This window comes from Acinetobacter sp. YH12086 (assembly GCF_013419345.1).
In the GTDB taxonomy this organism is placed as follows: domain Bacteria; phylum Pseudomonadota; class Gammaproteobacteria; order Pseudomonadales; family Moraxellaceae; genus Acinetobacter; species Acinetobacter amyesii.
The window spans coordinates 1-24,860 of the sequence record NZ_VPAF01000015.1 but is presented as its reverse complement, the minus strand read 5'-3'; the positions used below and the strand labels follow the sequence as shown (position 1 = coordinate 24,860).

Annotated in this window: 27 protein-coding genes and 3 pseudogenes; 20 read left to right on the top strand and 10 right to left on the bottom strand. The window is 41.6% G+C overall.

The window, feature by feature from the left end:
• Window positions 1–80 precede the first annotated feature (80 nt).
• The 12 genes and pseudogenes from FTU29_RS13915 (at window position 81) to FTU29_RS13860 (ending at window position 9,324) form a co-directional block, all read left to right on the top strand.
• Window positions 81–920, top strand: coding sequence for a metal ABC transporter solute-binding protein, Zn/Mn family (locus FTU29_RS13915; RefSeq protein ID WP_180122438.1), 840 nt, complete (start codon window positions 81–83; stop codon window positions 918–920).
• A 170-nt stretch (window positions 921–1,090) separates the two neighbouring features.
• Entirely contained in the window at window positions 1,091–1,489 is a 399-nt protein-coding gene (locus tag FTU29_RS13910; RefSeq protein WP_078194025.1) for an ATP synthase subunit I, read from the top strand.
• A gap of 102 nt (window positions 1,490–1,591) precedes the next feature.
• The gene (atpB, locus tag FTU29_RS13905; RefSeq protein ID WP_078194024.1) at window positions 1,592–2,467 is read left to right on the top strand and encodes a F0F1 ATP synthase subunit A; all 876 of its coding nucleotides are present in this window, start codon (window positions 1,592–1,594) and stop codon (window positions 2,465–2,467) included.
• Between the two features lie 84 nt (window positions 2,468–2,551).
• Entirely contained in the window at window positions 2,552–2,797 is a 246-nt protein-coding gene (atpE, locus tag FTU29_RS13900; protein WP_000424060.1) for a F0F1 ATP synthase subunit C, read from the top strand.
• A 38-nt stretch (window positions 2,798–2,835) separates the two neighbouring features.
• Entirely contained in the window at window positions 2,836–3,306 is a 471-nt protein-coding gene (locus tag FTU29_RS13895) for a F0F1 ATP synthase subunit B (RefSeq protein ID WP_078191477.1), read from the top strand.
• A gap of 12 nt (window positions 3,307–3,318) precedes the next feature.
• Window positions 3,319–3,855, top strand: a complete 537-nt coding sequence (locus FTU29_RS13890; RefSeq protein WP_078191476.1) for a F0F1 ATP synthase subunit delta — start codon at window positions 3,319–3,321, stop codon at window positions 3,853–3,855.
• A 42-nt stretch (window positions 3,856–3,897) separates the two neighbouring features.
• Complete coding sequence (gene atpA / locus FTU29_RS13885; protein ID WP_078194023.1) at window positions 3,898–5,442, top strand: F0F1 ATP synthase subunit alpha; 1,545 nt, start codon at window positions 3,898–3,900, stop codon at window positions 5,440–5,442.
• A gap of 88 nt (window positions 5,443–5,530) precedes the next feature.
• Window positions 5,531–6,400, top strand: a complete 870-nt coding sequence (atpG, locus tag FTU29_RS13880) for a F0F1 ATP synthase subunit gamma (RefSeq protein ID WP_078191474.1) — start codon at window positions 5,531–5,533, stop codon at window positions 6,398–6,400.
• A 29-nt stretch (window positions 6,401–6,429) separates the two neighbouring features.
• Window positions 6,430–7,824, top strand: coding sequence for a F0F1 ATP synthase subunit beta (atpD, locus tag FTU29_RS13875; RefSeq protein WP_078191473.1), 1,395 nt, complete (start codon window positions 6,430–6,432; stop codon window positions 7,822–7,824).
• 26 nt (window positions 7,825–7,850) lie between these two features.
• Window positions 7,851–8,270, top strand: coding sequence for a F0F1 ATP synthase subunit epsilon (locus FTU29_RS13870; protein ID WP_078194022.1), 420 nt, complete (start codon window positions 7,851–7,853; stop codon window positions 8,268–8,270).
• A 126-nt stretch (window positions 8,271–8,396) separates the two neighbouring features.
• A pseudogene (locus FTU29_RS17595) lies at window positions 8,397–8,877 on the top strand (DUF2846 domain-containing protein).
• Window positions 8,878–9,018: 141 nt separating this feature from the next.
• Window positions 9,019–9,324, top strand: a complete 306-nt coding sequence (locus FTU29_RS13860; RefSeq protein WP_168378803.1) for a hypothetical protein — start codon at window positions 9,019–9,021, stop codon at window positions 9,322–9,324.
• 6 nt (window positions 9,325–9,330) lie between these two features.
• Here FTU29_RS13860 and FTU29_RS13855 read toward each other — a convergent pair whose 3' ends face one another.
• Complete coding sequence (locus FTU29_RS13855) at window positions 9,331–9,777, bottom strand: AAA family ATPase (RefSeq protein ID WP_180122436.1); 447 nt, start codon at window positions 9,775–9,777, stop codon at window positions 9,331–9,333.
• A 105-nt stretch (window positions 9,778–9,882) separates the two neighbouring features.
• On the opposite strand from FTU29_RS13855, the gene FTU29_RS13850 reads away from it, so the two are divergent.
• Entirely contained in the window at window positions 9,883–10,350 is a 468-nt protein-coding gene (locus tag FTU29_RS13850) for a hypothetical protein (RefSeq protein WP_180122434.1), read from the top strand.
• A 7-nt stretch (window positions 10,351–10,357) separates the two neighbouring features.
• On the opposite strand, the gene FTU29_RS13845 is transcribed toward FTU29_RS13850, so the two are convergent.
• The 5 genes and pseudogenes from FTU29_RS13845 to FTU29_RS13825 form a co-directional block, all read right to left on the bottom strand.
• A complete protein-coding gene (locus tag FTU29_RS13845) occupies window positions 10,358–11,371 on the bottom strand; it encodes a pirin family protein (RefSeq protein ID WP_180122432.1) in 1,014 nt (337 codons plus the stop codon).
• 157 nt (window positions 11,372–11,528) lie between these two features.
• Entirely contained in the window at window positions 11,529–12,152 is a 624-nt protein-coding gene (locus tag FTU29_RS13840) for a hypothetical protein (protein WP_180122430.1), read from the bottom strand.
• 143 nt (window positions 12,153–12,295) lie between these two features.
• A pseudogene (locus FTU29_RS17700) lies at window positions 12,296–12,673 on the bottom strand (RcnB family protein).
• A 199-nt stretch (window positions 12,674–12,872) separates the two neighbouring features.
• Window positions 12,873–13,418 (bottom strand): glutathione peroxidase, encoded by a 546-nt coding sequence (locus FTU29_RS13830; protein ID WP_111885877.1) that lies wholly within the window; start codon window positions 13,416–13,418, stop codon window positions 12,873–12,875.
• A gap of 144 nt (window positions 13,419–13,562) precedes the next feature.
• Window positions 13,563–14,321: a helix-turn-helix transcriptional regulator gene (locus FTU29_RS13825; RefSeq protein WP_180122429.1), complete on the bottom strand. Its 759-nt coding sequence runs from the start codon at window positions 14,319–14,321 to the stop codon at window positions 13,563–13,565.
• 122 nt (window positions 14,322–14,443) lie between these two features.
• Here FTU29_RS13825 and FTU29_RS13820 point away from each other — a divergent pair, with 122 nt between their 5' ends.
• Window positions 14,444–15,325 carry a DMT family transporter gene (locus tag FTU29_RS13820; protein WP_180122427.1) on the top strand — a complete coding sequence of 294 codons (882 nt, stop codon included), beginning with the start codon at window positions 14,444–14,446 and terminating at the stop codon, window positions 15,323–15,325.
• Window positions 15,326–15,762: 437 nt separating this feature from the next.
• Here FTU29_RS13820 and FTU29_RS13815 read toward each other — a convergent pair whose 3' ends face one another.
• From FTU29_RS13815 to FTU29_RS13805, 3 genes are all read right to left on the bottom strand, one after another.
• Window positions 15,763–16,332, bottom strand: coding sequence for an L-threonylcarbamoyladenylate synthase (locus FTU29_RS13815; RefSeq protein WP_111885874.1), 570 nt, complete (start codon window positions 16,330–16,332; stop codon window positions 15,763–15,765).
• A gap of 31 nt (window positions 16,333–16,363) precedes the next feature.
• Window positions 16,364–17,545 carry a DNA-processing protein DprA gene (gene dprA / locus FTU29_RS13810; protein ID WP_180122425.1) on the bottom strand — a complete coding sequence of 394 codons (1,182 nt, stop codon included), beginning with the start codon at window positions 17,543–17,545 and terminating at the stop codon, window positions 16,364–16,366.
• A 110-nt stretch (window positions 17,546–17,655) separates the two neighbouring features.
• Window positions 17,656–18,810, bottom strand: a complete 1,155-nt coding sequence (locus FTU29_RS13805; protein WP_180122423.1) for a LysM peptidoglycan-binding domain-containing protein — start codon at window positions 18,808–18,810, stop codon at window positions 17,656–17,658.
• Between the two features lie 119 nt (window positions 18,811–18,929).
• Here FTU29_RS13805 and def point away from each other — a divergent pair, with 119 nt between their 5' ends.
• From def to FTU29_RS13790, 3 genes are all read left to right on the top strand, one after another.
• Window positions 18,930–19,460 carry a peptide deformylase gene (gene def / locus FTU29_RS13800; protein ID WP_078191459.1) on the top strand — a complete coding sequence of 177 codons (531 nt, stop codon included), beginning with the start codon at window positions 18,930–18,932 and terminating at the stop codon, window positions 19,458–19,460.
• 89 nt (window positions 19,461–19,549) lie between these two features.
• On the top strand, window positions 19,550–19,969 hold the full coding sequence (locus FTU29_RS13795; protein ID WP_180122422.1) for a DUF2946 family protein: 420 nt from the start codon (window positions 19,550–19,552) through the stop codon (window positions 19,967–19,969).
• 72 nt (window positions 19,970–20,041) lie between these two features.
• Complete coding sequence (locus FTU29_RS13790; protein ID WP_180122420.1) at window positions 20,042–22,129, top strand: TonB-dependent copper receptor; 2,088 nt, start codon at window positions 20,042–20,044, stop codon at window positions 22,127–22,129.
• A 47-nt stretch (window positions 22,130–22,176) separates the two neighbouring features.
• Here the strand turns inward: FTU29_RS13790 and FTU29_RS13785 are convergent.
• A pseudogene (locus tag FTU29_RS13785) lies at window positions 22,177–22,995 on the bottom strand (oxygenase MpaB family protein); the annotation flags it as partial.
• Window positions 22,996–23,243: 248 nt separating this feature from the next.
• Here FTU29_RS13785 and FTU29_RS13780 point away from each other — a divergent pair.
• The 3 genes from FTU29_RS13780 to FTU29_RS13770 all read left to right on the top strand — a co-directional run bounded on the left by FTU29_RS13780 (window position 23,244) and on the right by FTU29_RS13770 (window position 24,707).
• The gene (locus FTU29_RS13780; RefSeq protein WP_180122414.1) at window positions 23,244–23,447 is read left to right on the top strand and encodes a hypothetical protein; all 204 of its coding nucleotides are present in this window, start codon (window positions 23,244–23,246) and stop codon (window positions 23,445–23,447) included.
• Window positions 23,444–23,872 carry a hypothetical protein gene (locus FTU29_RS13775; protein ID WP_180122412.1) on the top strand — a complete coding sequence of 143 codons (429 nt, stop codon included), beginning with the start codon at window positions 23,444–23,446 and terminating at the stop codon, window positions 23,870–23,872. The genes FTU29_RS13780 and FTU29_RS13775 overlap by 4 nt, the downstream gene beginning before the upstream one ends.
• 151 nt (window positions 23,873–24,023) lie before the next feature.
• Entirely contained in the window at window positions 24,024–24,707 is a 684-nt protein-coding gene (locus FTU29_RS13770; protein ID WP_180122410.1) for a hypothetical protein, read from the top strand.
• Window positions 24,708–24,860: the final 153 nt, after the last annotated feature.

The window sequence follows — 24,860 nt, the reverse complement described above, 5'->3', positions numbered from 1 at the left end:
TAAGGACTTACGAACAGACGTAGGTTTTTTTACGATTTTGTTATATTATAACACTATTCATTTTATGGTGCTCTCTCCCCATGTCCCGTGTATTTCTTTTTTGTAGTTTGGCTTTATTCAGTGTGATGAGCTGGGCGCAAGGTCTCGTTGTTTCTACACAACCGATTTATTTAATCGCGAAGGATGTACTTAAGGGCGTAGAGCAGCCCAAACTACTGCTTGACCATCAATCTGGACATGATGTTAGCTTGACGCCTGCACACCGTAAAACCGTGCAAGATGCCAATCTCGTTTTATGGCTAGGCCAAGCGCATGAAGCGCCATTGGCAAAAATGTTGGGTGAAAGTGGTAAAAGTATCGCTATTTTAGACTCAGGCATTATCAGTGCTTTGCCATTACGGGATGTTCGTGGCAATGCATTAAAAGGCACAATCGATACACATGTCTGGCTTGAACCAAACAATGCGGTTCGAATCGGCTTTTTTATTGCTGCTTTACGTTCACAACAGTTTCCAGAACATCGTGAAAAATATTGGGCTAATGCGCGTGCATTTGCGCAGAAACTCTTGATCACAGCCCAAAAAACAGATGTGTCGAGCCGTGCTCAGCCTTACTGGTCTTACCACGATGCCTACCAATATCTTGAGCGCTCACTGAATTTGAAATTTACCGGTGCGTTAACAGATGATCCACATGTCGCGCCGACATTGGCACAAATCAAATACTTGAAAGACCACCGCGTGCAGCCAAAAATATGCTTACTTGCAGAAGCACATGCCAGCCAAAATCAGTATCAAAAGCTCGGTGGCATTGTCTTTCAGCCGGTGGACGAAACCATGAGTGGCGCAGGGGATTTTGTAACAGCATGGAAGATGTTGGCTGATAAAACCCTGAAATGCACACTAAATGCGCGAAAGTAATGTAAAAAACAAACAACTATTGATTAGTTTGGAAGCAGTTTACCAATTTAAAAAAACACGACTAAGGTCGGGAAAAGATTGCAAGTTAAGGGGTGTAACTCTATAATGCCTGCGATTAAAAATAATCATCAGTTAAACTTGTCAAGCAGAATTGCTGTGAGTGAACAAAAATGAGTCGAACTAGTCGCATGATTGATCGACGATTAGCGAAAGCTTTAGTCATCTTACAAGCAGTAATGATTCCTGTTTCAGCCCTGATTGGTTGGGTCCTTAAAGACACAATCACAGCATATAGTGCAGCTTTGGGTGCGTTGGTATGCTGGCTAGCAAGTAGCTACTTTTCATGGCAGTCGTTTCGTGCGGCTGGTGCCCGTGCCTCTAAACAGGTGCTGTCAAACATGTATCGTGGCTTAATGGGCAAGTTTGCAATCGTGATTGTTGGATTCATTTTGATTTTGATCAATGTCAAACCGTTGTCAGCGGTGGCATTGTTTTGTGGTTTTATGCTCGTACAAAGTATGTCGTGGGTCGCTCCTTTTTGGGCAACACGCTTAAAAAAACGAGTATAAGCACAACAGAAAATTGAAAAGTTTTTTGGAGAGTAACGAGATATCAGGCAGCACGCGATATTCGTTTTCTCTATTAGTTTTGACATTGACCAGGTGTGATTTATGGCTGCTGAAGAACATGCCCTTACTTCGACCGAGTACATTCAGCATCACTTGACTAACATGACCTATGGCAAAATGCCAGATGGTACTTGGAAGTTAGCTGAGACTGCTAAAGAAGCTCAAGAGATGGGGTTCACTGCTATTCACTTGGATTCAATGGGTTGGTCTATCGGCCTTGGTATTGTTTTCTGTTTGTTGTTCTGGGTTGTAGCGAAAGCTGCAAACTCTGGTGTTCCGACCAAGTTCCAGTCTGCAATCGAAATGATTATCGAGTTCGTTGACTCAAGTGTCCGTGACACTTTCCATGGCAAATCGCGCTTAATCGCGCCGTTAGCGTTGACCATCTTTGTGTGGATTTTCCTCATGAACTTGATGGACTTGATCCCTGTTGACTGGATTCCTTATACAGCTCAATTGATCGGTGCTAACGTGTTTGGTATGGATCCTCACCACGTTTACTTCAAAATCGTTCCATCTACTGATCCTAACATTACCCTTGGTATGGCATTGTCAGTGTTTGCGTTAACTATTTTCTATAGTATCCGTGAGAAAGGTCTTGTCGGATTCGGTGCAGAATTTGCACTTAACCCATTTAACCCAAGTAACCCAGTTTTAAAAGCATTACTTATTCCAGTAAACATTATTCTTGAATTAGTAACTTTTATTGCACGTCCAATCTCATTGGCTCTACGACTGTTCGGTAACATGTATGCGGGTGAGTTGATCTTCATCTTGATCGCATTATTGCCGTTCTGGATCCAGTGGGCGTTGTCTGTGCCTTGGGCGATCTTCCATATTCTTGTTATTACGTTACAAGCATTCATTTTCATGATGTTGACTATCGTATATATGAGTATGGCTAGCGAAAAGCATTAATGGTATTGCTCAACTGTCAAAGGGTGGTTGGGCACACAATTTTTTAACTTAATTTGGTATAAACCTAACCTCTGAGGAATTATCATGGAACTCACTTTAGGTCTAGTTGCAATTGCATCTGCTATCTTGATCGCTTTTGGTGCTTTAGGTACTGCGATTGGTTTTGGTCTTCTAGGCGGCCGTTTCTTAGAAGCTGTTGCTCGTCAACCAGAATTGGCTCCACAACTTCAAACTCGTATGTTCTTAATCGCGGGTCTTCTTGATGCTGTGCCTATGATCGGTGTTGGTATTGGCTTGTTCTTCATCTTCGCTAATCCATTTGTAGGTTAATCAGCTTAATTCCTAAATTAAACTATTGAGGAATAGCAATGAATATCAACCTCACATTGATTGGCCAAGCGATTGCTTTTGCGATTTTTGTCGCATTCTGCATGAAATTTGTTTGGCCACCACTAATCAATGCGATTAGTGAGCGTCAGCGTAAAATCGCTGATGGCTTAAACGCTGCTGAAAAAGCGAAAGCTGACCTTGCGGATGCGCAAGCACAAGTGAAAGCTGAATTAGATGCGGCTAAAGCACAAGCGGCTCAATTGATCGAACAAGCGAACCGTCGTGGTGCGCAATTGGTAGAAGAAGCGCGTACTCAAGCTGCGGCTGAAGGTGAGCGTATTCGTCAACAAGCTAAAGAAGCTGTTGATACTGAAATCAATGCTGCTCGCGAAGAATTACGTCAACAAGTTGCTGCTCTTGCAGTTACTGGCGCAGAAAAAATTCTGAACCAGCAAGTTGACGCAGAAGCTCACAATGCCATGCTGACTCAGCTGGCTGCTAAACTTTAAGAGAGGCGGATTATGGCTGAACTCTTGACGTTGGCACGCCCATACGCTAAAGCAGCATTTGCTTACGCTTCTGAGCAAAATGCAACTGACGCTTGGTCAAATGCATTAAACTTGCTCAGTGCTGCGGTGCAAGACGAAGCATTTTCAGCTTATCTAAATCGCCCTGAGCTTACTCCTGCTGAGCAGGTAAGTGTTTTCGCAAAAGTTTTAGGTGAAGACCAGACTGCAGCAGTGTCAAACTTTTTGACATTGCTTGCTGATAATGACCGTCTGGCACTTCTTCCTGAAATTTCAGAAGAATACGAACAGCTCAAATCACAGAATAACAATACTGTGGATGTAGTGATTGAATCTGCATTCCCATTGACTTCTGTACAAGAACAATTACTTGCGCATGCATTAGAGAAAAAATTCGAAGCTGCCGTAAATGTTTCAGTAGAAGTTAACCCAGCGTTAATCGCGGGTGTAGTTATTCGTGCAGGCGACCAAGTGATAGATGATTCTGCGCTTAACAAGCTTGAAAAAATGCGGACTCGTCTTCTTGCTTAACAGCTTGAAGACTGAACTTTAAAAAGATTGAGGTATAGCGCAATGCAACAACTGAATCCATCCGAGATCAGTGCGCTCATTAAACAGCGTATCGGCGATCTGGACACCAGCGCGACCGCTAAGAACGAAGGGACCATTGTTATGGTTTCCGACGGTATTGTGCGCATTCACGGCCTTGCTGATGCAATGTACGGTGAAATGATCGAATTCGACGGCGGCTTATTTGGTATGGCACTGAACCTAGAACAGGATTCAGTGGGTGCCGTTGTCTTAGGTAACTACTTAAGCCTTCAAGAAGGTCAAAAAGCTCGTTGCACAGGTCGTGTATTAGAAGTTCCGGTTGGTCCAGAACTTTTAGGCCGTGTAGTAGATGCTTTGGGTAACCCAATTGATGGTAAAGGCCCTATTGACGCAAAACTTACTGATGCTGTTGAAAAAGTAGCACCAGGCGTAATTTGGCGTCAATCAGTGGATCAACCTGTACAAACTGGTTATAAATCAGTAGATACAATGATCCCTGTTGGTCGTGGTCAACGTGAGTTGATCATCGGTGACCGTCAAACTGGTAAAACAGCTATGGCGATCGATGCGATCATCGCTCAGAAAAACTCTGGCATTAAATGTATCTACGTAGCAATTGGTCAAAAACAATCGACTATCGCTAACGTTGTGCGCAAGCTAGAAGAAACTGGCGCTATGGCGTACACAACTGTTGTAGCAGCTGCTGCAGCTGATCCTGCAGCGATGCAGTATCTTGCTCCGTATGCTGGTTGTACAATGGGTGAGTACTTCCGTGACCGCGGTGAAGACGCGCTTATCATTTATGATGACTTGTCTAAACAAGCTGTTGCTTACCGTCAAATTTCATTGCTTCTACGTCGTCCACCAGGTCGTGAAGCATATCCTGGTGACGTATTCTATCTACACTCACGTTTACTTGAACGTGCTTCACGTGTATCTGCTGACTACGTTGAGAAATTCACTAACGGTGAAGTTAAAGGCCAAACTGGTTCATTAACTGCATTACCGATTATTGAAACTCAAGCCGGTGACGTATCTGCATTCGTACCTACAAACGTAATTTCGATTACTGACGGTCAGATCTTCTTAGAAACATCATTATTCAACGCAGGTATTCGTCCTGCTGTGAACGCGGGTATCTCTGTATCACGTGTTGGTGGTTCTGCTCAGACTAAGATCATCAAAAAATTGTCAGGTGGTATCCGTACCGCTCTTGCGCAATACCGTGAATTAGCTGCGTTTGCTCAGTTCGCTTCTGACCTTGACGAAGCAACTCGTAAACAGCTTGAACATGGTCAACGTGTAACTGAGCTTATGAAGCAAAAACAATATGCTCCATACTCAATTGCTGACCAAGCTGTTTCAATTTATGCATCTAACGAAGGCTATATGGCTGACGTAGAAGTGAAGAAAATCGTTGCATTTGATGCTGCGTTGATCTCTTACTTCCGTTCAGAACATGCTGCGTTAATGCAAAAAATTGACGAGACTGGTGCTTACGATAAAGAAATCGAAGCAGCAATCAAAGCAGGTATTGAAAGCTTTAAAGCGACTCAAACTTACTAAGATTCAACGATGTTGAATCTGGTTCTGGTTTGGTTCACGGATCAACCTTCGAAAGCTCGAAAGGGCTTTCGAATACTAGGTTAAGCGTATGGCAAATTTAAAAGAAATTCGCGCCAAAGTAGCTAGTATCAAAAGCACGCAGAAAATTACTCGCGCGATGCAGATGGTAGCAGCTTCTAAGATGCGTCGTGCGCAAGAGCGCATGGCTCAAGGCCGTCCGTATGCCGAAAATATGCACCGTGTAATTGCTCATTTGGTACAAGCGAACCCTGAATACAAACACCGTTATATGGTTGAACGTCCTGTAAAGCGCGTTGGCTATATCATTGTTTCTTCAGATCGCGGCCTTGCTGGTGGTTTGAACATTAACTTGTTCAAAAAAGTGGTCAAACACGTACAACAGCAACAAGAGCAGTCAATTGAAGTTCAATTTGCTTTAATTGGTCAAAAAGCGGTTTCGTTTTTTAAAAACTACGGCGGTAAAGTTCTTGGTGCAACTACAAACGTAGGTGATGCTCCGAGTCTTGAACAGTTAACTGGTTCTGTACAGGTGATGTTAGACGCGTTTGATAAAGGCGAGTTAGATCGTATTTATCTAGTGTCAAACGGCTTTGTCAACGCCATGACTCAAAACCAAAAAATCGAACAGCTTGTTCCTTTAGCAGCTGCTGAGGAAAGCGAAGGCCTAAATCGTCAATACGGTTGGGACTATATCTATGAACCAGAAGCTGAAGAGCTTCTAAATGGTTTATTGGTTCGTTACATTGAGTCTATGGTTTATCAAGGTGTGATTGAAAACATCGCATGTGAACAGTCTGCTCGTATGGTTGCAATGAAAGCTGCAACTGATAACGCGGGTGAATTGATCAAGAGCCTACAACTTATTTATAACAAGCTGCGTCAAGCCGCGATTACTCAGGAAATCTCTGAGATCGTTGGTGGTGCCGCTGCCGTTTAACATTATTAGTTTGAATTGAGGAGACAGCAATGAGTAGCGGTCGTATCATTCAGATCATCGGCGCGGTTATCGACGTCGAGTTTGAACGTAACAGCGTTCCTAAGATCTATGACGCTCTCCATGTTGATGGTACTGAAACTACATTAGAAGTTCAGCAGCAACTTGGTGATGGCGTAGTTCGTACTATTGCAATGGGTTCTACTGAAGGCCTTAAGCGTGGTCTTACTGTAACTAACACTGGCGCGCCTATCTCTGTACCTGTAGGTACTGCATGTTTAGGTCGTATCATGGACGTTCTTGGTCGCCCTATCGACGAAGCTGGTCCTGTTGGTACTGAAGCTCGTTTACCAATTCACCGTCAAGCGCCTTCTTACGCAGAACAAGCGGCTTCTACTGACCTTTTAGAAACTGGTATTAAAGTCATTGACTTACTTTGCCCGTTCGCTAAAGGTGGTAAAGTTGGTCTGTTCGGTGGTGCCGGTGTTGGTAAAACTGTAAACATGATGGAGTTGATCAACAACATCGCGAAAGCTCACTCAGGTTTATCTGTGTTTGCTGGTGTTGGTGAACGTACTCGTGAAGGTAATGACTTCTATCACGAAATGAAAGACTCAAACGTTCTAGACAAAGTAGCAATGGTCTACGGTCAGATGAATGAGCCACCAGGTAACCGTTTACGTGTAGCGTTGACTGGTTTGACTATGGCTGAGTACTTCCGTGACGAAAAAGACGAAAACGGTAAAGGCCGTGACGTTCTATTGTTCGTCGACAACATCTATCGTTATACACTAGCGGGTACTGAAGTATCAGCACTTCTAGGTCGTATGCCATCTGCAGTAGGTTACCAACCGACTCTTGCAGAAGAGATGGGTGTTCTTCAAGAACGTATTACGTCTACTAAGTCTGGTTCTATTACGTCAATCCAAGCGGTATACGTACCTGCCGATGACTTAACAGATCCATCGCCTGCGACAACCTTCGCTCACTTGGACGCGACTGTTGTATTGAGCCGTGACATCGCATCTTCTGGTATTTACCCAGCGATCGATCCACTTGACTCTACTTCACGTCAGTTAGATCCACTTGTAGTGGGTACTGAGCATTACGAAATCGCTCGTTCAGTTCAAAACGTTCTTCAACGTTACAAAGAATTGAAAGACATTATCGCAATTCTTGGTATGGACGAATTGGCAGAAGAAGATAAACTTACTGTATACCGTGCACGTAAGATCCAACGTTTCTTCTCTCAACCGTTCCACGTAGCTGAAGTGTTTACTGGTGCTCCTGGTAAACTTGTACCGCTTAAAGAAACAATTCGTGGCTTTAAAGGTCTTCTAGCTGGTGAATACGACCACATTCCAGAACAAGCGTTCTACATGGTTGGTGGTATTGATGAAGTTATTGCTAAAGCTGAGAAACTTTAATTAGTTCCCTAATTTAGGAGATTCTCATGGCGACTATGCAATGTGACGTTGTAAGTGTTAAAGAGTCTTTGTACTCTGGCGCTGTAACTATGCTAATTGCTAAAGGTGCTGGTGGTGAGTTGGGTATTATGCCTGGCCATGCCCCACTAGTAACTTTGCTCAAGCCGGGCGCAATCCGCGTTCTGCTTGAAAATGGTACAGAAGAATTAATCTATGTATCAGGTGGTGTACTTGAAGTTCAACCGCACGTTGTTACTGTACTTGCAGATACTGCAGTACGTGCTGACAACCTTGATGAAGCAGCAATTATTGAAGCTCGTAAACAAGCTGAACAATTGTTAGCAAATCAAAAGAGCGACTTGGACTCAGCTGCTGCTTTGGCTGCTCTTGCAGAAACTGCTGCTCAGTTGGAAACCATCCGCAAAATCAAAAACCGCGCTCAATAAGACGCAGTTTGAGATTGAAAGAGCCACCCGAAAGGGTGGTTTTTTTATGCCTGAATAATAAATAAATTTGACTATTTGATTAATTTTTAATTTTCATATGCTTAAAATATGTCAATGGAATTAATGATGTCTAATAAAATCTTTTTTACATTAGTATTATCTTTGGGATTTGTTGGGTGTGCATCCGTACCTAAAGCAGATCAAAATGCGTCAGCACTAGTCGAATAATTTAATTCCCCCACAAGAAGTCAATGCAGGAATTTACGTATATCGCTCAGCTTCTGTGAAAGGCCCTGCCTTAAAGAAAGATGTATGGGTAGATGGGGAATGTTTAGGTGAAACCTCTCGTGGAGTATTTTTTTATAAGGAAGTATTTGGTAATCAAAAACATACAATTTCGACTGAATCAGAATTTTCACCTAACGATTTGGATATTGAAACTGCGGCAGGTAAACAATATTTTGTTCAGCAATTTATTAAAATGGGCGCATTTGTAGGTGGGGCAAATTTAAAACTGGTTGATGAGCAAACAGGAAAAAAGGCCATTAGCGAATATGCATTTGCACAAGGCGGTAATTGCAGCAAAGCCACCATCGTATTGAAATAAAGGTTCATATGTAGATAAGAAGCTACTCGAAAGGGTAGTTTTTTATCCCTAAATTAGTTGAAATTGATCAATCTAAAGTTGAATATATTTTATTCAATACAATCTTTATGGTGATTAAATTCAATCAGCTAGCATTGCACCATGAACCTTATCGCCTATGAGCCGCATTTTTGGGAACTTTATCAAGACTTTGATCAATATTATTTGAGCATTGCGGTTGATCTCAGTTCTGTCGTGTCATGTTGGGATGTTGAACTCACCCATGAAGAAGTCCAGCAATATGAACACCGTGGGCGTGTGAGTATTCAAGAACTGGCAAAATCGATGGTCGCTGCTGCCTATAAAGGTGATTTTGCTTCATTAGAAAGTCGTTTAGTGAAACCATATGAGCGTCAGGCCATGCAATCGGCTTTTAAAAAATGGCAAGATAGCCAAAAAGCAGGTTAATGCTCGTTATTCATACATGGGTAAAATTGAAAATTCGCCGTGACTGATAATTTTAATTTTAAAAATTTGATCAAAGCCTTCATCCCGTGACGGAACTTGAAGCTTTCGATAGGTCGCATGCACGCCAACTTCTGGAATATGAGCTTTGCCTTCACGTAAACTGTTGCGCTTTAAGGTACTGTCCAAATCGGTTTCAAAATAATAAGCAATGACTTCAAACCCTGCATCTACTGCGCGTTTTATATAGCGAGTACGAGCTTCCCGATCTGGGTTGTTGGTATTGTCAATCACCATTTTGGTTTTGGATGCCAAACCTGCTTCAAAGATCATATTTTCCCGATGTCGGGTTTTCAACATATCCAAATTAATACGTAAATGGCTATGATATAAATTCAACATGTAAAAGGTGGATTTGCCAGAGGCTTGAACGCCTGTAAAAATAATCAGCTGCATAGCATTTGCAATGAAAGCACGGAATGAATAGTAGAGTATTAAATCAGCAACCCAGTTTTGCTACAATCTCTACAAAATAAATAAGAACAAGTTGCAAAGGTCCGTATGCACAAATTTTTCACCAGTTTATCACTGTGTCTTTGTTATAGTTTGCTCGTTGCATGTCAAAGCCAATACGTCACGACACCCAATCTTCCCACTGAAGCTGCACTTGTCGCTGAATCGGTTGATAATGGCATCAGTACGGAGCTTAAAATCCCATATATGACCGCCTTTCGAAATCTGCGACAAGCCTATAATCACTGTGTTGCGTTTACCGCGAACAATCGATACGTTTATACCGATAATCGTTTAGAAGAGCATTTGGAGCAGGGGACATTGATGGCACGAACTGAGCATGGGGCGTATTTGCATAAAATGTTGGTCGAAAGTTTAGATCCACAGACGACACGTATTACCTTATTTTTGCCGAAGCAATATACCTTTGCCCAAGCACGTTTTAAACAAGATGTTCAGCGCGCACTTGGACAAGATAAAAACTGTAATACCTTTGAATTTGCTCAATCCAACTAATTGAACTTTAAGACGCTTGTGAGTTTTCCTGCTCTGGGTGTTCTACACGTTTACCGCCTTCATAACTTGCAAATCGAGCTTGATCACGTTTGAAGACCGGTGCAGGCGTCGGCCAAGGCCAATCTCCAAAATGGGTTTCACGATAGCGTTTAAAAGCCGCATCGAGTTCTTCCGTGGTATTGAGCACAAATGGACCGCGCATCGCCACGGGTTCATTAATCGGTTCACCTTCTAACCACAGAATCCGTGCTTCTAATCCACCTGCTTTGAGATGGACGTTGGCATCTGATTGGAGTTCAATCAAATGCTTCATCTGAATGGTTTGACCTTCTATTTCTAATGTATTGCCTTGATAGAAATAAGCAAAACGGTTGGAGCTACTTGTTGTTGCGGGAATCACCAACTCTGCACCTGCTTGCATGGTGATTAAATAAATGTTGACCTTATTTTCTGCGGCAGCCGCCCATGAGTGTGGCGGTCGGGAAATAGCATCAGTGGATTTAAACTGCCCTGAAATCACGCGAATATCCGATTTTTTTCCTTCACTATCCGTTTCAAAGACGTGAGGAATCTCTTCACGCCAAAACATTTTATAGTCAGCATCATGGGTTTTCTGTTCAGCTGATGAATTAAACCAAATTTGGAAAAGTTCAAAAGGATTGGCTTTATCTTCATGCAGTAGGGGGAACATTTCACAGTGTTCAACGCCATTGCCTGTAGACAGCCATTGCACATCACCCGCAGCATAGCGTCCGCCATTGCCTAATGAGTCAAAGTGATCGACATAGCCTTGTTCAACCAAGGTAATGGTTTCAAAGCCAGTGTGTGGATGCTCTGGGAAACCTGGAACCACATCGCCATAGTACATATTGAATTCATCTTTCTCTGCGGCTGTTTTTGGCCCCATGTCTGCATTTGCAGCAGGAAAATGATCAATATGATGAGCAGTAAATAAGAAAGGATCTTTTAAATCTAAACGAAAGGTAATGGGTGTAATGTTATAAATCACAGCGTTTGACATAACTGTTCCATCATTGGCTTTATTATTAAACATTAATCTAAAAGGAAAAACAGTCGTGTTCTATAGCGGAACTGTACGAAAAAAGCGTTAGTTCAAGGTCTAACGCTTTTTTGATTTACAACAGGTTGAATGCAATGGAAATACTAAATTTCGCTACTTATTCAGTTTTAGTGGTTGCATTAGATGAGCTTTTAGCTGCTTGGTCTTGGATCAACATACCTGCCAATTTCAGCATTTCCGCTTGAATATTTCCCATTTGATTTTGGATTTTCTGAAAATCAACTTTGCTTAAATCGACTTGTCCATTGAGAAAAGGTGAGGCCAATACTTGCTGATTCGCTGCCTGTAGATTGCTGCGAATATCATTAATCTCAGTGCTTTTTAGATTTAAATCATTCAAAGCTTGATTGAAACCTTTGAGCTGCTGTTGCAGCTGGGTTGCCGCTTTTTGCAATTGGAGATGATCTTGGTTGCTGACCGCGGTTTCTAAATCGACCTGCGTTTGTTTGAGTTGCTCAACATAAGTGCCGGCTTTAAGTTGCATATCCGCAACATCGCGAACGATATAAAACATATTGCCGCTTTTTAATTGGCTTTGATCTGTCGCCTGACTTTGTGTCGCAGATTGATCTTCGTTTGTTGATGTTGTTGCAGGGCGATCATTTTCTGCTGCGATTTCTTGTTCCTGTTGCGGTGCTGTAGCAGGTTCACAGCCAATCAGCACCAAAACACCACTAAAAATGGCAAAAGGGAGAAGAGCATTCTGCACAAGCTTTTTCATTCAATCATCACTATGTGTTAAGTCTATGCTTTGAATATAGGGGCAGAATGTGGATTAAAAATAGATTGTTGCAAAGCAATAACAAAATAATCGCTTGAACAAAAAAAAGAGGGCATTTGCCCTCTTTTGATGTTTTGATGGGTTTAACCCGCAATGATTTTGATCATGGCGTGGCTGACGGCATTCATTAAAATGTAGTCGCCATTCACTTTAATCCATTGTTGGTTTTTGCCTGGTTTAGACAATTTTTTGTATTTAATGTGGTCTACTTTGTAGCGATGACCACGGTATTCAGAAGGTACTTTTTGTCCAGAACGCCAATCATGTGAAGGATTTACAGCTTTTTTCTTGTTCTGACTTTGGTTTTTTACCGGTGTGTTTTGTTTAGTGTGTTATTGAGCTATCGTATTTTGGTTATACGCAGGTGCATGTTGTTGGCTATTTTGCGGTGCAGCCATTGCTGGAGCAGCAACAAGTGCTGTCGAAATAGATAAAACGATAGCTTTCATTAATGTATTTATAAGTTCACCTGTTTACTGCTGGATGTGAATTGATAAGACTCATCATAATGAGTATTTACAGGGAAGCTTTGAACAATGTGTATATGAAATATTAAAGCAATGGATAAAATGTGTAAATTATCAGTATATGATAATTTAAAATGATCAATCTCAGTTAAAATCACAACAATCTTAACTGAGAGACTGAAAAATTGTCGAATTATTTGGCTAACTCAGCGTTAATGGCATCGACAATACGAGCATCATCTGCCTTGATATCAGGCGCAAATCGAGCCACAACTTCGCCTTGTTTATTCACGAGGAATTTTTCAAAATTCCATAAAACTTCAGGCTTAGGATTTGGAGTTAAACCGTATTCAACTAAATCATCCCACCATGGGCCTTCACCAATGCGTTCAGGGATGGCTTGGGTTAAGGTTTGATAAAGTGGGTGTTTATCCGCGCCTGCCACAGAAATTTTTGCAAAAAGTGGGAAATCAACCTTGTAGTTGATTGAGCAAAATTCTTGAATTTCAGCTTCAGAACCAGGTTCTTGTTCTAAAAAGTTATTGGCAGGAAAACCTAAGACTTCAAAACCTTGTGATTTCTTCTCTGTATAGAGTTTTTCTAGGCCTTCATATTGCGGTGTTAGCCCACATTTAGAGGCTACATTGACCAATAATAAAACCTTGCCTTGGTATTGATTGAGTGTGGTGTCATCACCTTGGATGGTTTTTACTGGGATATCGTAAACTGAAGCTGACATATTCGTTCCTAATTAAAGTTGTGCCTTTCATCCTTGTTTTAAAGGGAAATCTGGTGAACAGCAAGCTTTTATCGATAGGCTTTTCGCATAATTTTTGTAGTAGTTTGCAGAATTCGAGCTGATGCTTGGTTTATTGCTTTGTATTTAACTTGAGGCACGATGTTGGTTCGGGGTTTTTCCTGTATAGCGTTTAAAAAATTCAATAAAGCTTGAACTGTGTTGATAGCCCAATTCATAGCTGAGAGCTTTAATAGACTGACCAGCACGGAGTTGTTGAATGGCATAAATAATTTTTGCACGGTTTCGCCATTCAGAAAGGCTCATTTGCAGTTCGTTCTGACTCAGCCGCAATAACTGACGCTCACTCAAACCGACATTGGATAAGCATCGTTGTAGGCTCAAACTAAAATGATCTACATCTGCAAGCTGCGCCAAGATCGGCTTTAACACCGCATCATGGCTTTGCGGTAAATAATGTTGATGTTTGGGCGCAGTTTTTAACTGGTCGAATAAGACCTGTAGCAGGTGTCGATAGGGTGGTGTGGTATGTTGCTCTGTAGGAAAGGCCAAAATTTCTTGCACCAATAAACGAAAGAAAGGCTGGATACTAAACACTTCAGTCTGCTTGGGAAAATCTATGCATAGATCTGGTGTCAGTCGGATTGCCACATAATGAATAGGTTGCTCATCAATTGCGACTGAGCAATGTTCTGTATGTGGAGGAATCCACACCCCATAACTAGCAGGTGAGAGATGGTGTTGCCCTTGTATCTCATATTCGAAAATACCATCGAGACAAAAATTAAAATCACCCCAAAGACAACTGTGCGGGTAGACCGTATCTAATGCTGTGTAGTGTGCTTCAAAAAGTTCGATCTGTTGTTCAATTGGTGGTGATGTCATATAAGCCTAAGAGTCAATGTCGGAACTACAATATAAATGTCTGAAATCATGTATTTCAATTAAAACAGACATCACTCAAAATACCTAAACCAATCTTTGCACGATATATTGAGGAGTCAGACATGTTGCTTCAAGCGCGTTGGGCGAAATTTGCAATTTGTTTGCCTCTGATCGCGGTATTTATATGGTCGTTAAATATTACGGTCACCCGCTATGTGACTGATTATATTTCACCGGTCAGTATTAGTTTTTATCGATGGTTTATTGCATTTTTGATATTAACCCCCTTTATGCTGAAAACCGTTTGGCAGCAAAGACAGCTGATCAAGCGGCATTGGCAGCAATTGGCTGTGCTGAGTGCTTTTGGCATGGTGTTATATCAAGGTTTGGGCTATACCGCTGCGCATTATACGACGGCGACCAATATGGGCATCATTAATGCCTTTATCCCTGTTTTTACGATTGCCGTTGCATTTTTCATACTTAAAGATGTACCCAATCGCTATGCCATCTTGGGCTGTGCGATCTCATTTACAGGGCTATTGTTTGTCATTGCACAAGGCGATTTCAGTCAATTACTCAATATGGGCGGACATTTCGGCGATATCCTCATGATCTTCGCAGTGTTCTTTTATGCCTTTTATGGGGTGTTTTTAAAAAAATGGCAATTGAAACTTCCGCTACTGTTGAGCTTATATGTACAAATTTTCTTTGCCGTTTTATATCACTTGCCATTCGTGTTGTATTTAGGCATTGACGCGATTAATCCTACAAATGCACCAAGTGTATTTTATGCGGCAATTTTTCCATCATTGATTGCACCGTTGGTATGGATGTTGGCTGTGCAACATCTCGGGCCGAATCGCACCAGTATTTTTATGAATTTGATGCCGGTATTTACCGCGATTATTGCCTATTTCTGGTTGGCTGAGCAGTGGATGTTTTATCATACCGTCGGCACAGTGATGGCGATTACTGGGGTGATCTTGGCGCAGCGTAAGTAAATCTAGTAAAAAGTTGAAAATTTACGAGAAGTTCTGATTAAAAAACAAGCAAACAAACTTATTTTTTATAGAGCAAATCTTTTGAAAATGGATTTTTGAGTGTAAAACTGAATTAAAAAAACAAATTCTCGTCTTAAAAATCAATCAAAAATAGATACATATTTTGACTAAGTAGTTATAAAATCACAAATAAAGTGCTTATCAGTAGTTTTATTTATATAAAAAATATATTTGTTAAATTTAAAAAAATATTACATAATACTTTCATCGTAAATGAGGAAGTAATTCTTAATAATTACTTGATATTTACCCAGAGATTGCAAGACCCTCTGGATGTGATTTTATACACATCCTTTTTTATGCTCAGCCATCCCTATATGGCTGAGCTTTTTTTTGTTTGTATTTTCTAAAAGGCAGGTATAGACAGGCATCCGAGCTTATGCGCGGATGATTTCACCTGTTTCAGCATCAATAATTTTGCTTGGTTCTTGGCTTAGGCCGAGATCACCATTTAAGTAATTTAGTTCATTAGCAAAATACTGATTGGCTTCTTGTAAGGAACGTGCAGGGGTTAATCCCGCAGGATTGGCACTGGTAGACACAATAAAGCCATTAAAAGCTTGGCATAAAGCTACACATAAAGAATGGGTAGTCACACGGACTGCGACTTTTGGATGATTGCCTTTAATCCATGTTGGAATATGGTCGCCAGCCGGTAATAACCATGTAGTTGCACGTTCATTGGGTTTACGGTTGGTCCATGTTGCAATGACTTGCTGACGCATATCTTCTGTTAAGCCTTGAAGCAGGTGTTCAACTTGAGCGACATTCGCAGCCAATAAAATCACACCTTTTTCAATGGGACGTTGTTTTAAGCGCAAAATTTCGAGAAAGGCTTGCTCATTGTAGGGATCACAGCCCAATCCCCAAACAGCCTCTGTAGGATATGCGAGAACCTGACCTTTTTTAAGACAGGAAGCTGCTTCTGCAACAGAGGTGGTAATCATTTCTATAGACCTTATCTGATTCGACAAAGGACTATTGTGAACCTAATTTACCCATTCGACAACGTAGGTAGTGTCCGGCTTGTTGAGTGGCATAGCCCATTAACTCTAATTCCATCAGTTGACTGGTCAATGTCGCGGTATCAATTTTGAGTTGAATGGACAATTGATCAAGGCTTTGTCCGACCCAATCAAGCTGCCGATACAGCGCAATTAAATGTTCTGGTATAGGTTCGGGTGGAGGGGTGTCTGGTGTTGCTGTTTTGGGTGTCTCTATTTCGGTGGTTGTTAAGGTTTCGGCAGCCTGCGATTGCCATTGTGTAGCCAATGCCAAGTCTTCAATGACCTGTTGTGGATGATCAATCAAAATTGCACCTTCGCGTATGAGTTGATGGCAACCTTGATGTGACTCACTATAAATATGGCCTGGGATGGCAAAAATAGATTTGCCTTGTTCGGCAGCGCGTTGAGCTGTGATAAGTGAACCACTTTTTAATGCCGCCTCCGCCACGATGACACCAAGACTGAGCCCACTCACGATACGATTTCGATGTGGAAAATGGTGTTGCAATGGGGGAGTGTGTGGAAGAAACTCACTGATTACGGTTCCCCCATGTTGGATGATTTCTTGTCTTAAACTCTGATGTGCGGTCGGATAAGTTTGATCTAAACCTGTACCCATCACGGCAATGGTTCTGTGGTGTTGTATGGCAGCGCGATGTGCCGCTTCATCAATTCCTTGTGCTAAACCGCTATTAATATAGAACCCTTGCTCACTCAGATAATAAGCAAAATCATAGGCAATTTGCCGACCTTGGGGACTGGGTTTGCGACTACCTACAATCGCAATCTGTGGTTGCATCAAGGCTTGGGCATTGCCTTGTCCAAATAGAATGGGCGGCTTGTCGCTATAAGGTAAAAGCTGTTGTGGATAGTTTAGGTCTTCAGGAATCAGTACAAAGTCACTGTATTGTTCAATATCCTTGAGACATTTTTCAAAGCTAAGCTGTCCACTTGGGCTATGAAATTCCTCAAAGCGCTTTAAATGATTTTTATGCAGTCCTAATTTTTGCCATGTGGTGATTTGATTAGGCTTAAGGGCGTAGTGTAGGGCAGGATAGTGCTGCTGAATTTTATAGAAACTACGAAGTGAGTGTTGCACCACAAACCACAGGCGAATGTAATCTAAATGCAAGTCAGTCAATGAGTTGAGCATAATGAGACCTTTGAATATGTCTTCTTTTTATGGGTTAAAATTATTAGTGATATCGTTGTTGGATAATAAAAAATGAGGCTGAATACAGCCTCATTTTTATGGATTTGGTCTTAGTCATCCATCAGTGGTGGCTGAATCGTTGCACCCACTTTGATTGGTAATTCGCTCTCAAGTACATAAGCATAGCTTAAGTTATCAAACGTTTTGAATACCATGATGTTGCCAATACGTTGTCCTGGAAGTTGAACACGTTCTTTGGTTTTCGGATCAGTCACGATTTCACCTTTTTGGTTCACGCTAAAGACTTGACCAGATTGAACGCCTTGCAAGCTACCACGGTCGATTGTCACCACACTGTGAACCGCTGCAGTCCCAATCGAGCCCATGACACGAACAATACTACCGCCAGCAGTGACATTTTCAGCATTGGTTGGGTAGAACAGCGTTGGCAGCATTGGGTCATATTCAGGAAGAACACGATCGCCACGACGAACTTCAGCATTATAAGTATCGGTCAGTTCTAAAGTGGTAATGTCATTTTCACCACGAACGGCAACACCTGAAGCGACTTGAGTCAGTTCTAAACCTGCATTGTATTTTTTGCCGTTTGCATCGGTAAAGATGTACGGTTCGCCTTCACGGTAAACAGCATAACGTTGACCGACTTGCATACCTTGGCCGCGTGCATAAACTGTTTGGCCTTTGGCAGCTAATACACGTTGATCAGCTGTACCTAAAATGTAAGGTGTGCCTTCCACAGAATCAGCTGCAACAATCATGCTGCGCTCAAGCCATTGCTTAATATATTCCAATGGAATAACCGGAATCGCACTGTTGAGGGATTCAACACGAACTTGTGGTTGAAGTTTAGTGCCACCTGTATAGCGACGAATGATACCTTCACAACCATCACCTTCATCTTTACCGATGATTGGGCGGCCATTGTAGGTACACATTAATAGGCGGTCACCTGGGAAAATCCAGTGCGGATTTTTCACGTGTTTATTGCTCGCCCAGATTTCAGGCCAGCGCACGGGATTTTTTAAGAAACGCTTGGAAATATCCCACAACGTATCGCCTTTTTTCACCACATAAATTTGAGGCGCACCTGCCTTCAATGATGGTGGATTGACGTTACGAGCAGGGGCAGCTTCTGCAACACTGACCATTCCCATCCCCACACTTACACAGACTGTAAGTGCCAATAATTGTTTTTTAAACCCCAAGGCACTAAAAGTTGGCATGCCCTTCAAAACCTTTTTCATTATCATAATTCCTAAAATTATGTATGTAACTGCGTTATAATAACGATATTACACACAATTTTTTGATGAAGCATTCCTTCATTTTGTTTTTTGATCAATGGCATAAGTGAGGACGTCGTATGGCCTTATTACCTATTTTAAGTTTCCCCGATCCCCGTCTTCGTACCATTGCAAAACCAGTCGAAGAAGTTACTGATGAAATTCGTCAGTTAGCAGCCGACATGTTTGAAACTATGTATGAAGCACCGGGAATTGGCCTGGCAGCAACACAGGTAGATCACCATATTCAGCTGATAGTCATGGATTTATCTGAAGAAAAAGATCAACCCATGGTGTTTATTAACCCCAAAATTACGCCATTGACGCAAGAGACGCAGCCCTATGAAGAAGGCTGTTTATCAGTGCCTCAAATATACGATAAAGTTGAGCGCCCGTCACGTGTAAAAATTCAGGCAATTAACCTTGAAGGTCAATCATTTGAAGTGGAAGCGGACGGACTTCTCGCAGTTTGTATCCAACATGAAATGGATCACTTAAATGGTAAGCTATTCGTCGACTATCTATCGCCTTTGAAACGTCAACGTGCACGTGACAAAGTGGAAAAATTGGTTCGCCAACGCCAAAAAGATAAAGTCGCAGTTAAGCGTTAATTGATCGCGGTAAAAAATATCTGAGACAAGCCCAATTTCGATTGGGCTTTGTTATACTTGGTTCAGACAAATGTTAGGGTTTGCCTGTATTGTTTCGTAGTGGAGTGCTGCTGTCCTTTGCAGCCGTTTTTTTGCAGATTGCTGTTTTTTTACAGCCATTGTTGCCTAAGCAATATCAAGTTGCTCCGGTCTGCGAAACCATTACGCGTGCACTTTTACTTCCCAATGTTCATACTGAACATACCGCACATTCACACCATTCATCTTCCGCTCACGCTGAGAAAGTTCAAGTCGATCATACTGCCCATGAACATGATACCAGTCATCAATGTCAGTATTGTACGGTCTATGGCAATTTGGTTTTGCCCCCTGAACTTGATGTGAAAGAAGTGCTTGATCGAATTCAAGTTCGTTTAATTGCTTTTCAAAAAGCTTTCAAGCATGTCTGGTTTGTTCTTCAACAACTCTTTTTACTTCCGCAAGGTCGAGCCCCGCCACTCGCTGCATAAATCCGACGTTTTTTTAACTTGGGTCTTTGAGGACTCAGGTACGCCTTTATTTATGTATTTTGTGAGATAAACATGGCTCAGCCTAAATTTTTTCTACAGCCTCTTGCGGCTGCAATTTGTGTTGCCTGCTATTCAACTACGGTGATGGCTGATGAGATGTCCGTAGAGATGACGGAAACCAATGCCGTACAGACTTTGGCACCGATTGTGGTGACGTCACATCAGGGGAATGATGCCAATGGCCTGATTGTTCGTGCCAATCCCAAACAGCCGATTCAACCGATACCTGCCAGTGATGGGGCCGATTATTTAAAAAGTATTGTGGGGTTTAGTGCCATTAAAAATGGGGGAACCAATGCAGATCCAACTTTCCGTGGCATGTTTGGTTCACGCATTAAAATATTGACCGATGGCACAGAAAATTTAGGGGCGTGTCCAAGTCGAATGGATGCACCAACGTCTTATATTTCCCCTGAAAGTTATGACCGAATTTCAGTAATTAAAGGACCTCAAACGGTTCAATATGCCAATACAGGTTCTGCTGCAACAGTCTTGTTTGAACGCAAACCTGAACAATTCGATGCTGATAAAAACTACCGTGGTCAAGTCAGTGTGATGATCGGCTCTTATGGTCGTTTAGATCATAATGTCGAAGCGGCCGTGGGGGATGAACATAAATATGTCCGTCTAAATGCTAGCCGTTCTGTTGCAGACAGCTACCAAGATGGAGATGGTAATACTGTGCCGTCAGACTGGGAGCGTTGGAATACAGATTTGGCACTCGGTTGGACGCCAAACGAAGATACATGGGTAGAACTTACTGGAGGTAAAGCCGATGGTGAGGCGGTATACGCAGGCCGTTCAATGGATGGTTCGCAATTTGCCCGTGAAAGCTTAGGCCTTCGTGTCGAGAAAAAGAATGTCACGGAGGTGATTAAAAAAATCGAAGCACAGGTCAACTATAGTTTTAATGATCATGTCATGGATAACTTCAGCTTACGTGAGTTTCAACCAAGTGGCATGATGAATATGCCAATGGCATCGAATGTTGCTCGCAGAACATTAAATGCACGTATGGCTGTGACACATGAATGGGATAAGATTGACTTTGTCACAGGCATTGACACACAGAACAATGAACATAGTATTCGCAAAGGGATGCGCAATAGCTATAAAGACAAAGCACGTGAAACAGATATGAAGTTTCAGTCATATGGTGGTTTTGGAGAAGTCAGTTATCAATTGAGTGATAACAATAAATTGGTTTCAGGACTTCGTCTCGATCAAGTGCAAGTGAAAGATGAGCGTGCAGCTTCGAAAGCGAGTGGCTATAACACGGAGCTGAATGAAACATTACCAAGTGCTTTTATTCGTTTTGAAAATAAACACCCTGAACATGACAATGGTAAAACCTATATCGGTCTAGGTTATGTGGAACGCATGCCTGATTATTGGGAGTTATTTAGTCCTAAACACGGTAATGCAGGCACAACAAACACCTTTAATGGCGTCGAGCCTGAAAAAACCTTGCAGTTAGATGTGGGCTATCAACATGAACATGGAGCATTCAGTTCGTGGGCGTCTGCCTATGCGGGACTGATTCAAGACTTTATTTTGATGAGTTATCACGATCATCCAAATACAGGTGAGCATGATCATGGTTCAACCTTTAGTGCGGGTGCGAAAAATGTCGATGCCACCATTGCGGGAGCTGAAGCGGGGATTGGTTATCAATTTAACGATCATATTCAAGCCGATGTCAGCGCAATGTATGCGTGGGGTAAAAACACCACAGATGGTAAGCCATTACCGCAAATCTCACCTTTAGAAGCACGGATCAACCTACGTTATATCCAAGATAATTATACTTTGGGAGCGTTTTGGCGTGTGGTTGATGGGCAAAATCGTATCAGTGCGCACCAAGGCAATATCGTGGGTTATGACCTGAAAGAAAGTGCAGGTTTTGGCACACTGTCTTTAAATGGTACTTATCATATTGATGAGGGTGTAGATGTATCTGTGGGTGTGGATAATCTCTTGAATAAAACCTATACCGAACATCTAAATAAATTGGGTGATGCAGGGACCGGTTTAGCGACCGATCAACAGTTTAATAATATTGGTCGCAATTATTGGGCACGTATTTCGATGAAATTCTAAATCTTGATATTTGTCATCCAAAAAGCAGAGCGATCGCTCTGCTTTTTTTATTGGTGCATACTGGCCAGTTGTTTGGCCTTACTTTGATATAGTACTAAACCGAGTTTTTGAATCGCACGGCCTTTTTGCTGTAATTTTTGATTTAAACTTGGGACATGCTTAGCACCTGAATACAGGACAAGATTTCTAGCCAATAAATAATAAGCAAACCATGCCGCAGACTGGGGTTTGAGCCCTAATTTATGCATACGTTTTTTGCCAATAAAAAATTGTGTCAGCTCCAGATGTTGTCAATAAGCCAGTTTTTGCTGAAGTGGTCGAAGGTATTTGTACTGCCTTTCAAACGGTTCCTTAGAAAGACTGGCACCGAGAGCCATGCTACTTGCATCAGATTGAGGATGTACAAATTGCATCCAATACAGCAGCTTCCAGCCGTCAGATTCTTTTTCAATTAACCATTTTTCATCAATACCCATCAACCAGCCGACATATCGCCAAAAATGCAAAAAGCTTTCAGTCTCTTGTTTTGATGGAAAAATTCCTAAAGCGCGAATGCCCAAAAGTACCACACTGCTAAAGGCAAGATTGGTCATCGCCAAGTCAAATTGATTGATCGGCACCCCCCACGTTGCAAAATCCCAGTCTTTGCCTTTTTGGAGTTGATGCCGTACCAAAGCGTGAATAAAACGCACATAAATCGTCGATGTAAACCCCGCATGCAAACGTTCGAGTCCGCGTTCTTCAGTGATATCTACCCACCATTTGGTAGTTTCAGCCAGACGTGTACCGGCTTGTTTATTTAAAGCACCGGTCAGCATGAGCGGCTGATTGAAACCGGGGAAAAGATAACCGACCATCATTTTGATTAATGATCAGCAATATGCCCCCACAACAATGAATACAAGAAACTTGTGGCCTATGTGCCAGATAAAAGCCCTATTTATGATTTTTTACAAGGGCAGGAGTTTCTGAATTTAATGTGTGATATTCGAGGGATAGCGCATGAGCAGTATCAAATCTTCATTGAAAAATTTAAATTAGAACACTATTTAGCCATGCCTTTTGCTGACATGTCTTTTGCACAACCAAAAAGTTTTTATTGGTTGCAGCCTTAATGACTTCGGCACCTTTACTGATTTTGGATGAACCGAGCAATGGCTTAGATCAAAATGCCTTGGCTGAATTATCAAGTATACTTTTACAGCAGAGCCAATCGAAATTGATTCTATTATCTTGCCATGATCCTGTATTTAGAGACAGTCTTGCAGCAGAAATCATCGAGCTGGATCGGCTAAAGTTCAATGAGCAGGCGGCATGAATAAACAAAGACATGTTGGGCAGCGAACAATTATAAAAACGCTTTTGAAATATCGATGGACATTTTATGTCAAGACCACAGCAGACGCAGTTGCACGGCAAAAGCATTTACTTATTTTAATCACATTAATTCTCGGACCAATGCTATTCGGACTGCTCTTATCTTTAGTGCAGCCCATTATTGATTTGGTTTATTGCAAATCATTAATCACGAATTTGTTTCTTTGGACTGGCATTCTTGCCTTAAATGTAATTTGGTGTGCGATACAACGTAAAGCTTTAAGTGGTGGGGAAGGGTATTGCTATCTAGCGCTATTGCCCATCACGCTCAAAAGTCGTTTTGCAGTGGAAATTAAATTTTTAGGCAGTTTAAGCTTTTTGCTGATACTGCCATTTGTTTTTAGCGCTTCTATATGCTTGGGTTGAGTATGAACTCTTGGCTTCCCTTGGCATCAGTGTATTGATGCTACTTTGGATCTTTAATTTATTAATTATACAAATGCTGTTTTTACAACAGAATCAATATTGGGTTTTAGTCTGTCTTTTGACAAATTTGCCCATTTTGAGCCTAGCGATATTGGACGCTCAACTCGTTGCGGTACTGTTGTCTACTTTCATCTGTATAGCGGCAATAAAATTTTGGCTGCTCGGCAGAAAATCAAAACCAATTAAGCTGCAAATACCTAGCGTATTTCTGATACAGAAATATAGCCCACTCTGGCTCAATCAAAATAAACTCATTATTCGTCAGGCATTTCATAAAAGATTTCTAACCCACCGTATTGTCAGTATCGGTATTTCGGTTACAGCGGTCGTGATTTTGTATTGGTTCGCCACACAGGTGAACACTTGGAACATCATGAGCCTTGATTTCACTGCTTCACAATTATTCCAATTGAAGTGTGCCATCTATATTGCACTGAGTTTATTCAATCTAGGCGTGATAAAAATGGACTTAAAATCAAATTTTGAATGTGCAGAACAATTCTGGGTCATTCAAGGGTTCACACTTTGGCAGCTCAGGAAATACGAATACTGTGTTTTATTGATAATTGGCTTGTTGATGAGTGTGCCAGTTTTGGTCTGGCTACTACTGAAAGGTGGATTCATTGATGTGCTATTGATGGCGACATTATTTGGTATCGCCATTCCATTTATTCAGTGGTTGTATAGAAAACCTGAAGAAGTGCACGGTGTTATGCCAGTTTTAATGTTTATCTTATGGGTGCCTCTGGCATATTGCATGCTTTCTGTACGCTAAAAACACTTTTTTAAGTAAAAAAACTTAATTTAGTAGAATAAATAAACAAACGTAATGAAAAATTAAAAATAAATGGAAAAGGGTGTTGCGTTGGGTCAGAAATGCTGTAGAATGCACATCCATCGGCGGTGATGAAGATTAAAACTTCTGATA

Coding starts and splice junctions, on each gene's coding strand:
- FTU29_RS13910 (WP_078194025.1), top strand. CDS start 1,091: ATGAGTCGAACTAGTCGCATGATTGATCGACGATTAGCGAAAGCTTTA.
- FTU29_RS13775 (WP_180122412.1), top strand. CDS start 23,444: ATGAATAAACAAAGACATGTTGGGCAGCGAACAATTATAAAAACGCTT.
- FTU29_RS13840 (WP_180122430.1), bottom strand. CDS start 12,152: ATGAAAAAGCTTGTGCAGAATGCTCTTCTCCCTTTTGCCATTTTTAGT.
- FTU29_RS13815 (WP_111885874.1), bottom strand. CDS start 16,332: ATGATTACCACCTCTGTTGCAGAAGCAGCTTCCTGTCTTAAAAAAGGT.
- FTU29_RS13870 (WP_078194022.1), top strand. CDS start 7,851: ATGGCGACTATGCAATGTGACGTTGTAAGTGTTAAAGAGTCTTTGTAC.
- atpA (WP_078194023.1), top strand. CDS start 3,898: ATGCAACAACTGAATCCATCCGAGATCAGTGCGCTCATTAAACAGCGT.
- FTU29_RS13855 (WP_180122436.1), bottom strand. CDS start 9,777: ATGCAGCTGATTATTTTTACAGGCGTTCAAGCCTCTGGCAAATCCACC.
- FTU29_RS13805 (WP_180122423.1), bottom strand. CDS start 18,810: ATGAAAAAGGTTTTGAAGGGCATGCCAACTTTTAGTGCCTTGGGGTTT.
- FTU29_RS13845 (WP_180122432.1), bottom strand. CDS start 11,371: ATGTCAAACGCTGTGATTTATAACATTACACCCATTACCTTTCGTTTA.
- atpG (WP_078191474.1), top strand. CDS start 5,531: ATGGCAAATTTAAAAGAAATTCGCGCCAAAGTAGCTAGTATCAAAAGC.
- FTU29_RS13915 (WP_180122438.1), top strand. CDS start 81: ATGTCCCGTGTATTTCTTTTTTGTAGTTTGGCTTTATTCAGTGTGATG.
- FTU29_RS13820 (WP_180122427.1), top strand. CDS start 14,444: ATGTTGCTTCAAGCGCGTTGGGCGAAATTTGCAATTTGTTTGCCTCTG.
- FTU29_RS13895 (WP_078191477.1), top strand. CDS start 2,836: ATGAATATCAACCTCACATTGATTGGCCAAGCGATTGCTTTTGCGATT.
- atpB (WP_078194024.1), top strand. CDS start 1,592: ATGGCTGCTGAAGAACATGCCCTTACTTCGACCGAGTACATTCAGCAT.
- def (WP_078191459.1), top strand. CDS start 18,930: ATGGCCTTATTACCTATTTTAAGTTTCCCCGATCCCCGTCTTCGTACC.
- FTU29_RS13830 (WP_111885877.1), bottom strand. CDS start 13,418: ATGTCAGCTTCAGTTTACGATATCCCAGTAAAAACCATCCAAGGTGAT.
- FTU29_RS13850 (WP_180122434.1), top strand. CDS start 9,883: ATGCACAAATTTTTCACCAGTTTATCACTGTGTCTTTGTTATAGTTTG.
- FTU29_RS13860 (WP_168378803.1), top strand. CDS start 9,019: ATGAACCTTATCGCCTATGAGCCGCATTTTTGGGAACTTTATCAAGAC.
- FTU29_RS13825 (WP_180122429.1), bottom strand. CDS start 14,321: ATGACATCACCACCAATTGAACAACAGATCGAACTTTTTGAAGCACAC.
- dprA (WP_180122425.1), bottom strand. CDS start 17,545: ATGCTCAACTCATTGACTGACTTGCATTTAGATTACATTCGCCTGTGG.
- FTU29_RS13790 (WP_180122420.1), top strand. CDS start 20,042: ATGGCTCAGCCTAAATTTTTTCTACAGCCTCTTGCGGCTGCAATTTGT.
- FTU29_RS13890 (WP_078191476.1), top strand. CDS start 3,319: ATGGCTGAACTCTTGACGTTGGCACGCCCATACGCTAAAGCAGCATTT.
- atpE (WP_000424060.1), top strand. CDS start 2,552: ATGGAACTCACTTTAGGTCTAGTTGCAATTGCATCTGCTATCTTGATC.
- atpD (WP_078191473.1), top strand. CDS start 6,430: ATGAGTAGCGGTCGTATCATTCAGATCATCGGCGCGGTTATCGACGTC.
- FTU29_RS13780 (WP_180122414.1), top strand. CDS start 23,244: ATGACTTCGGCACCTTTACTGATTTTGGATGAACCGAGCAATGGCTTA.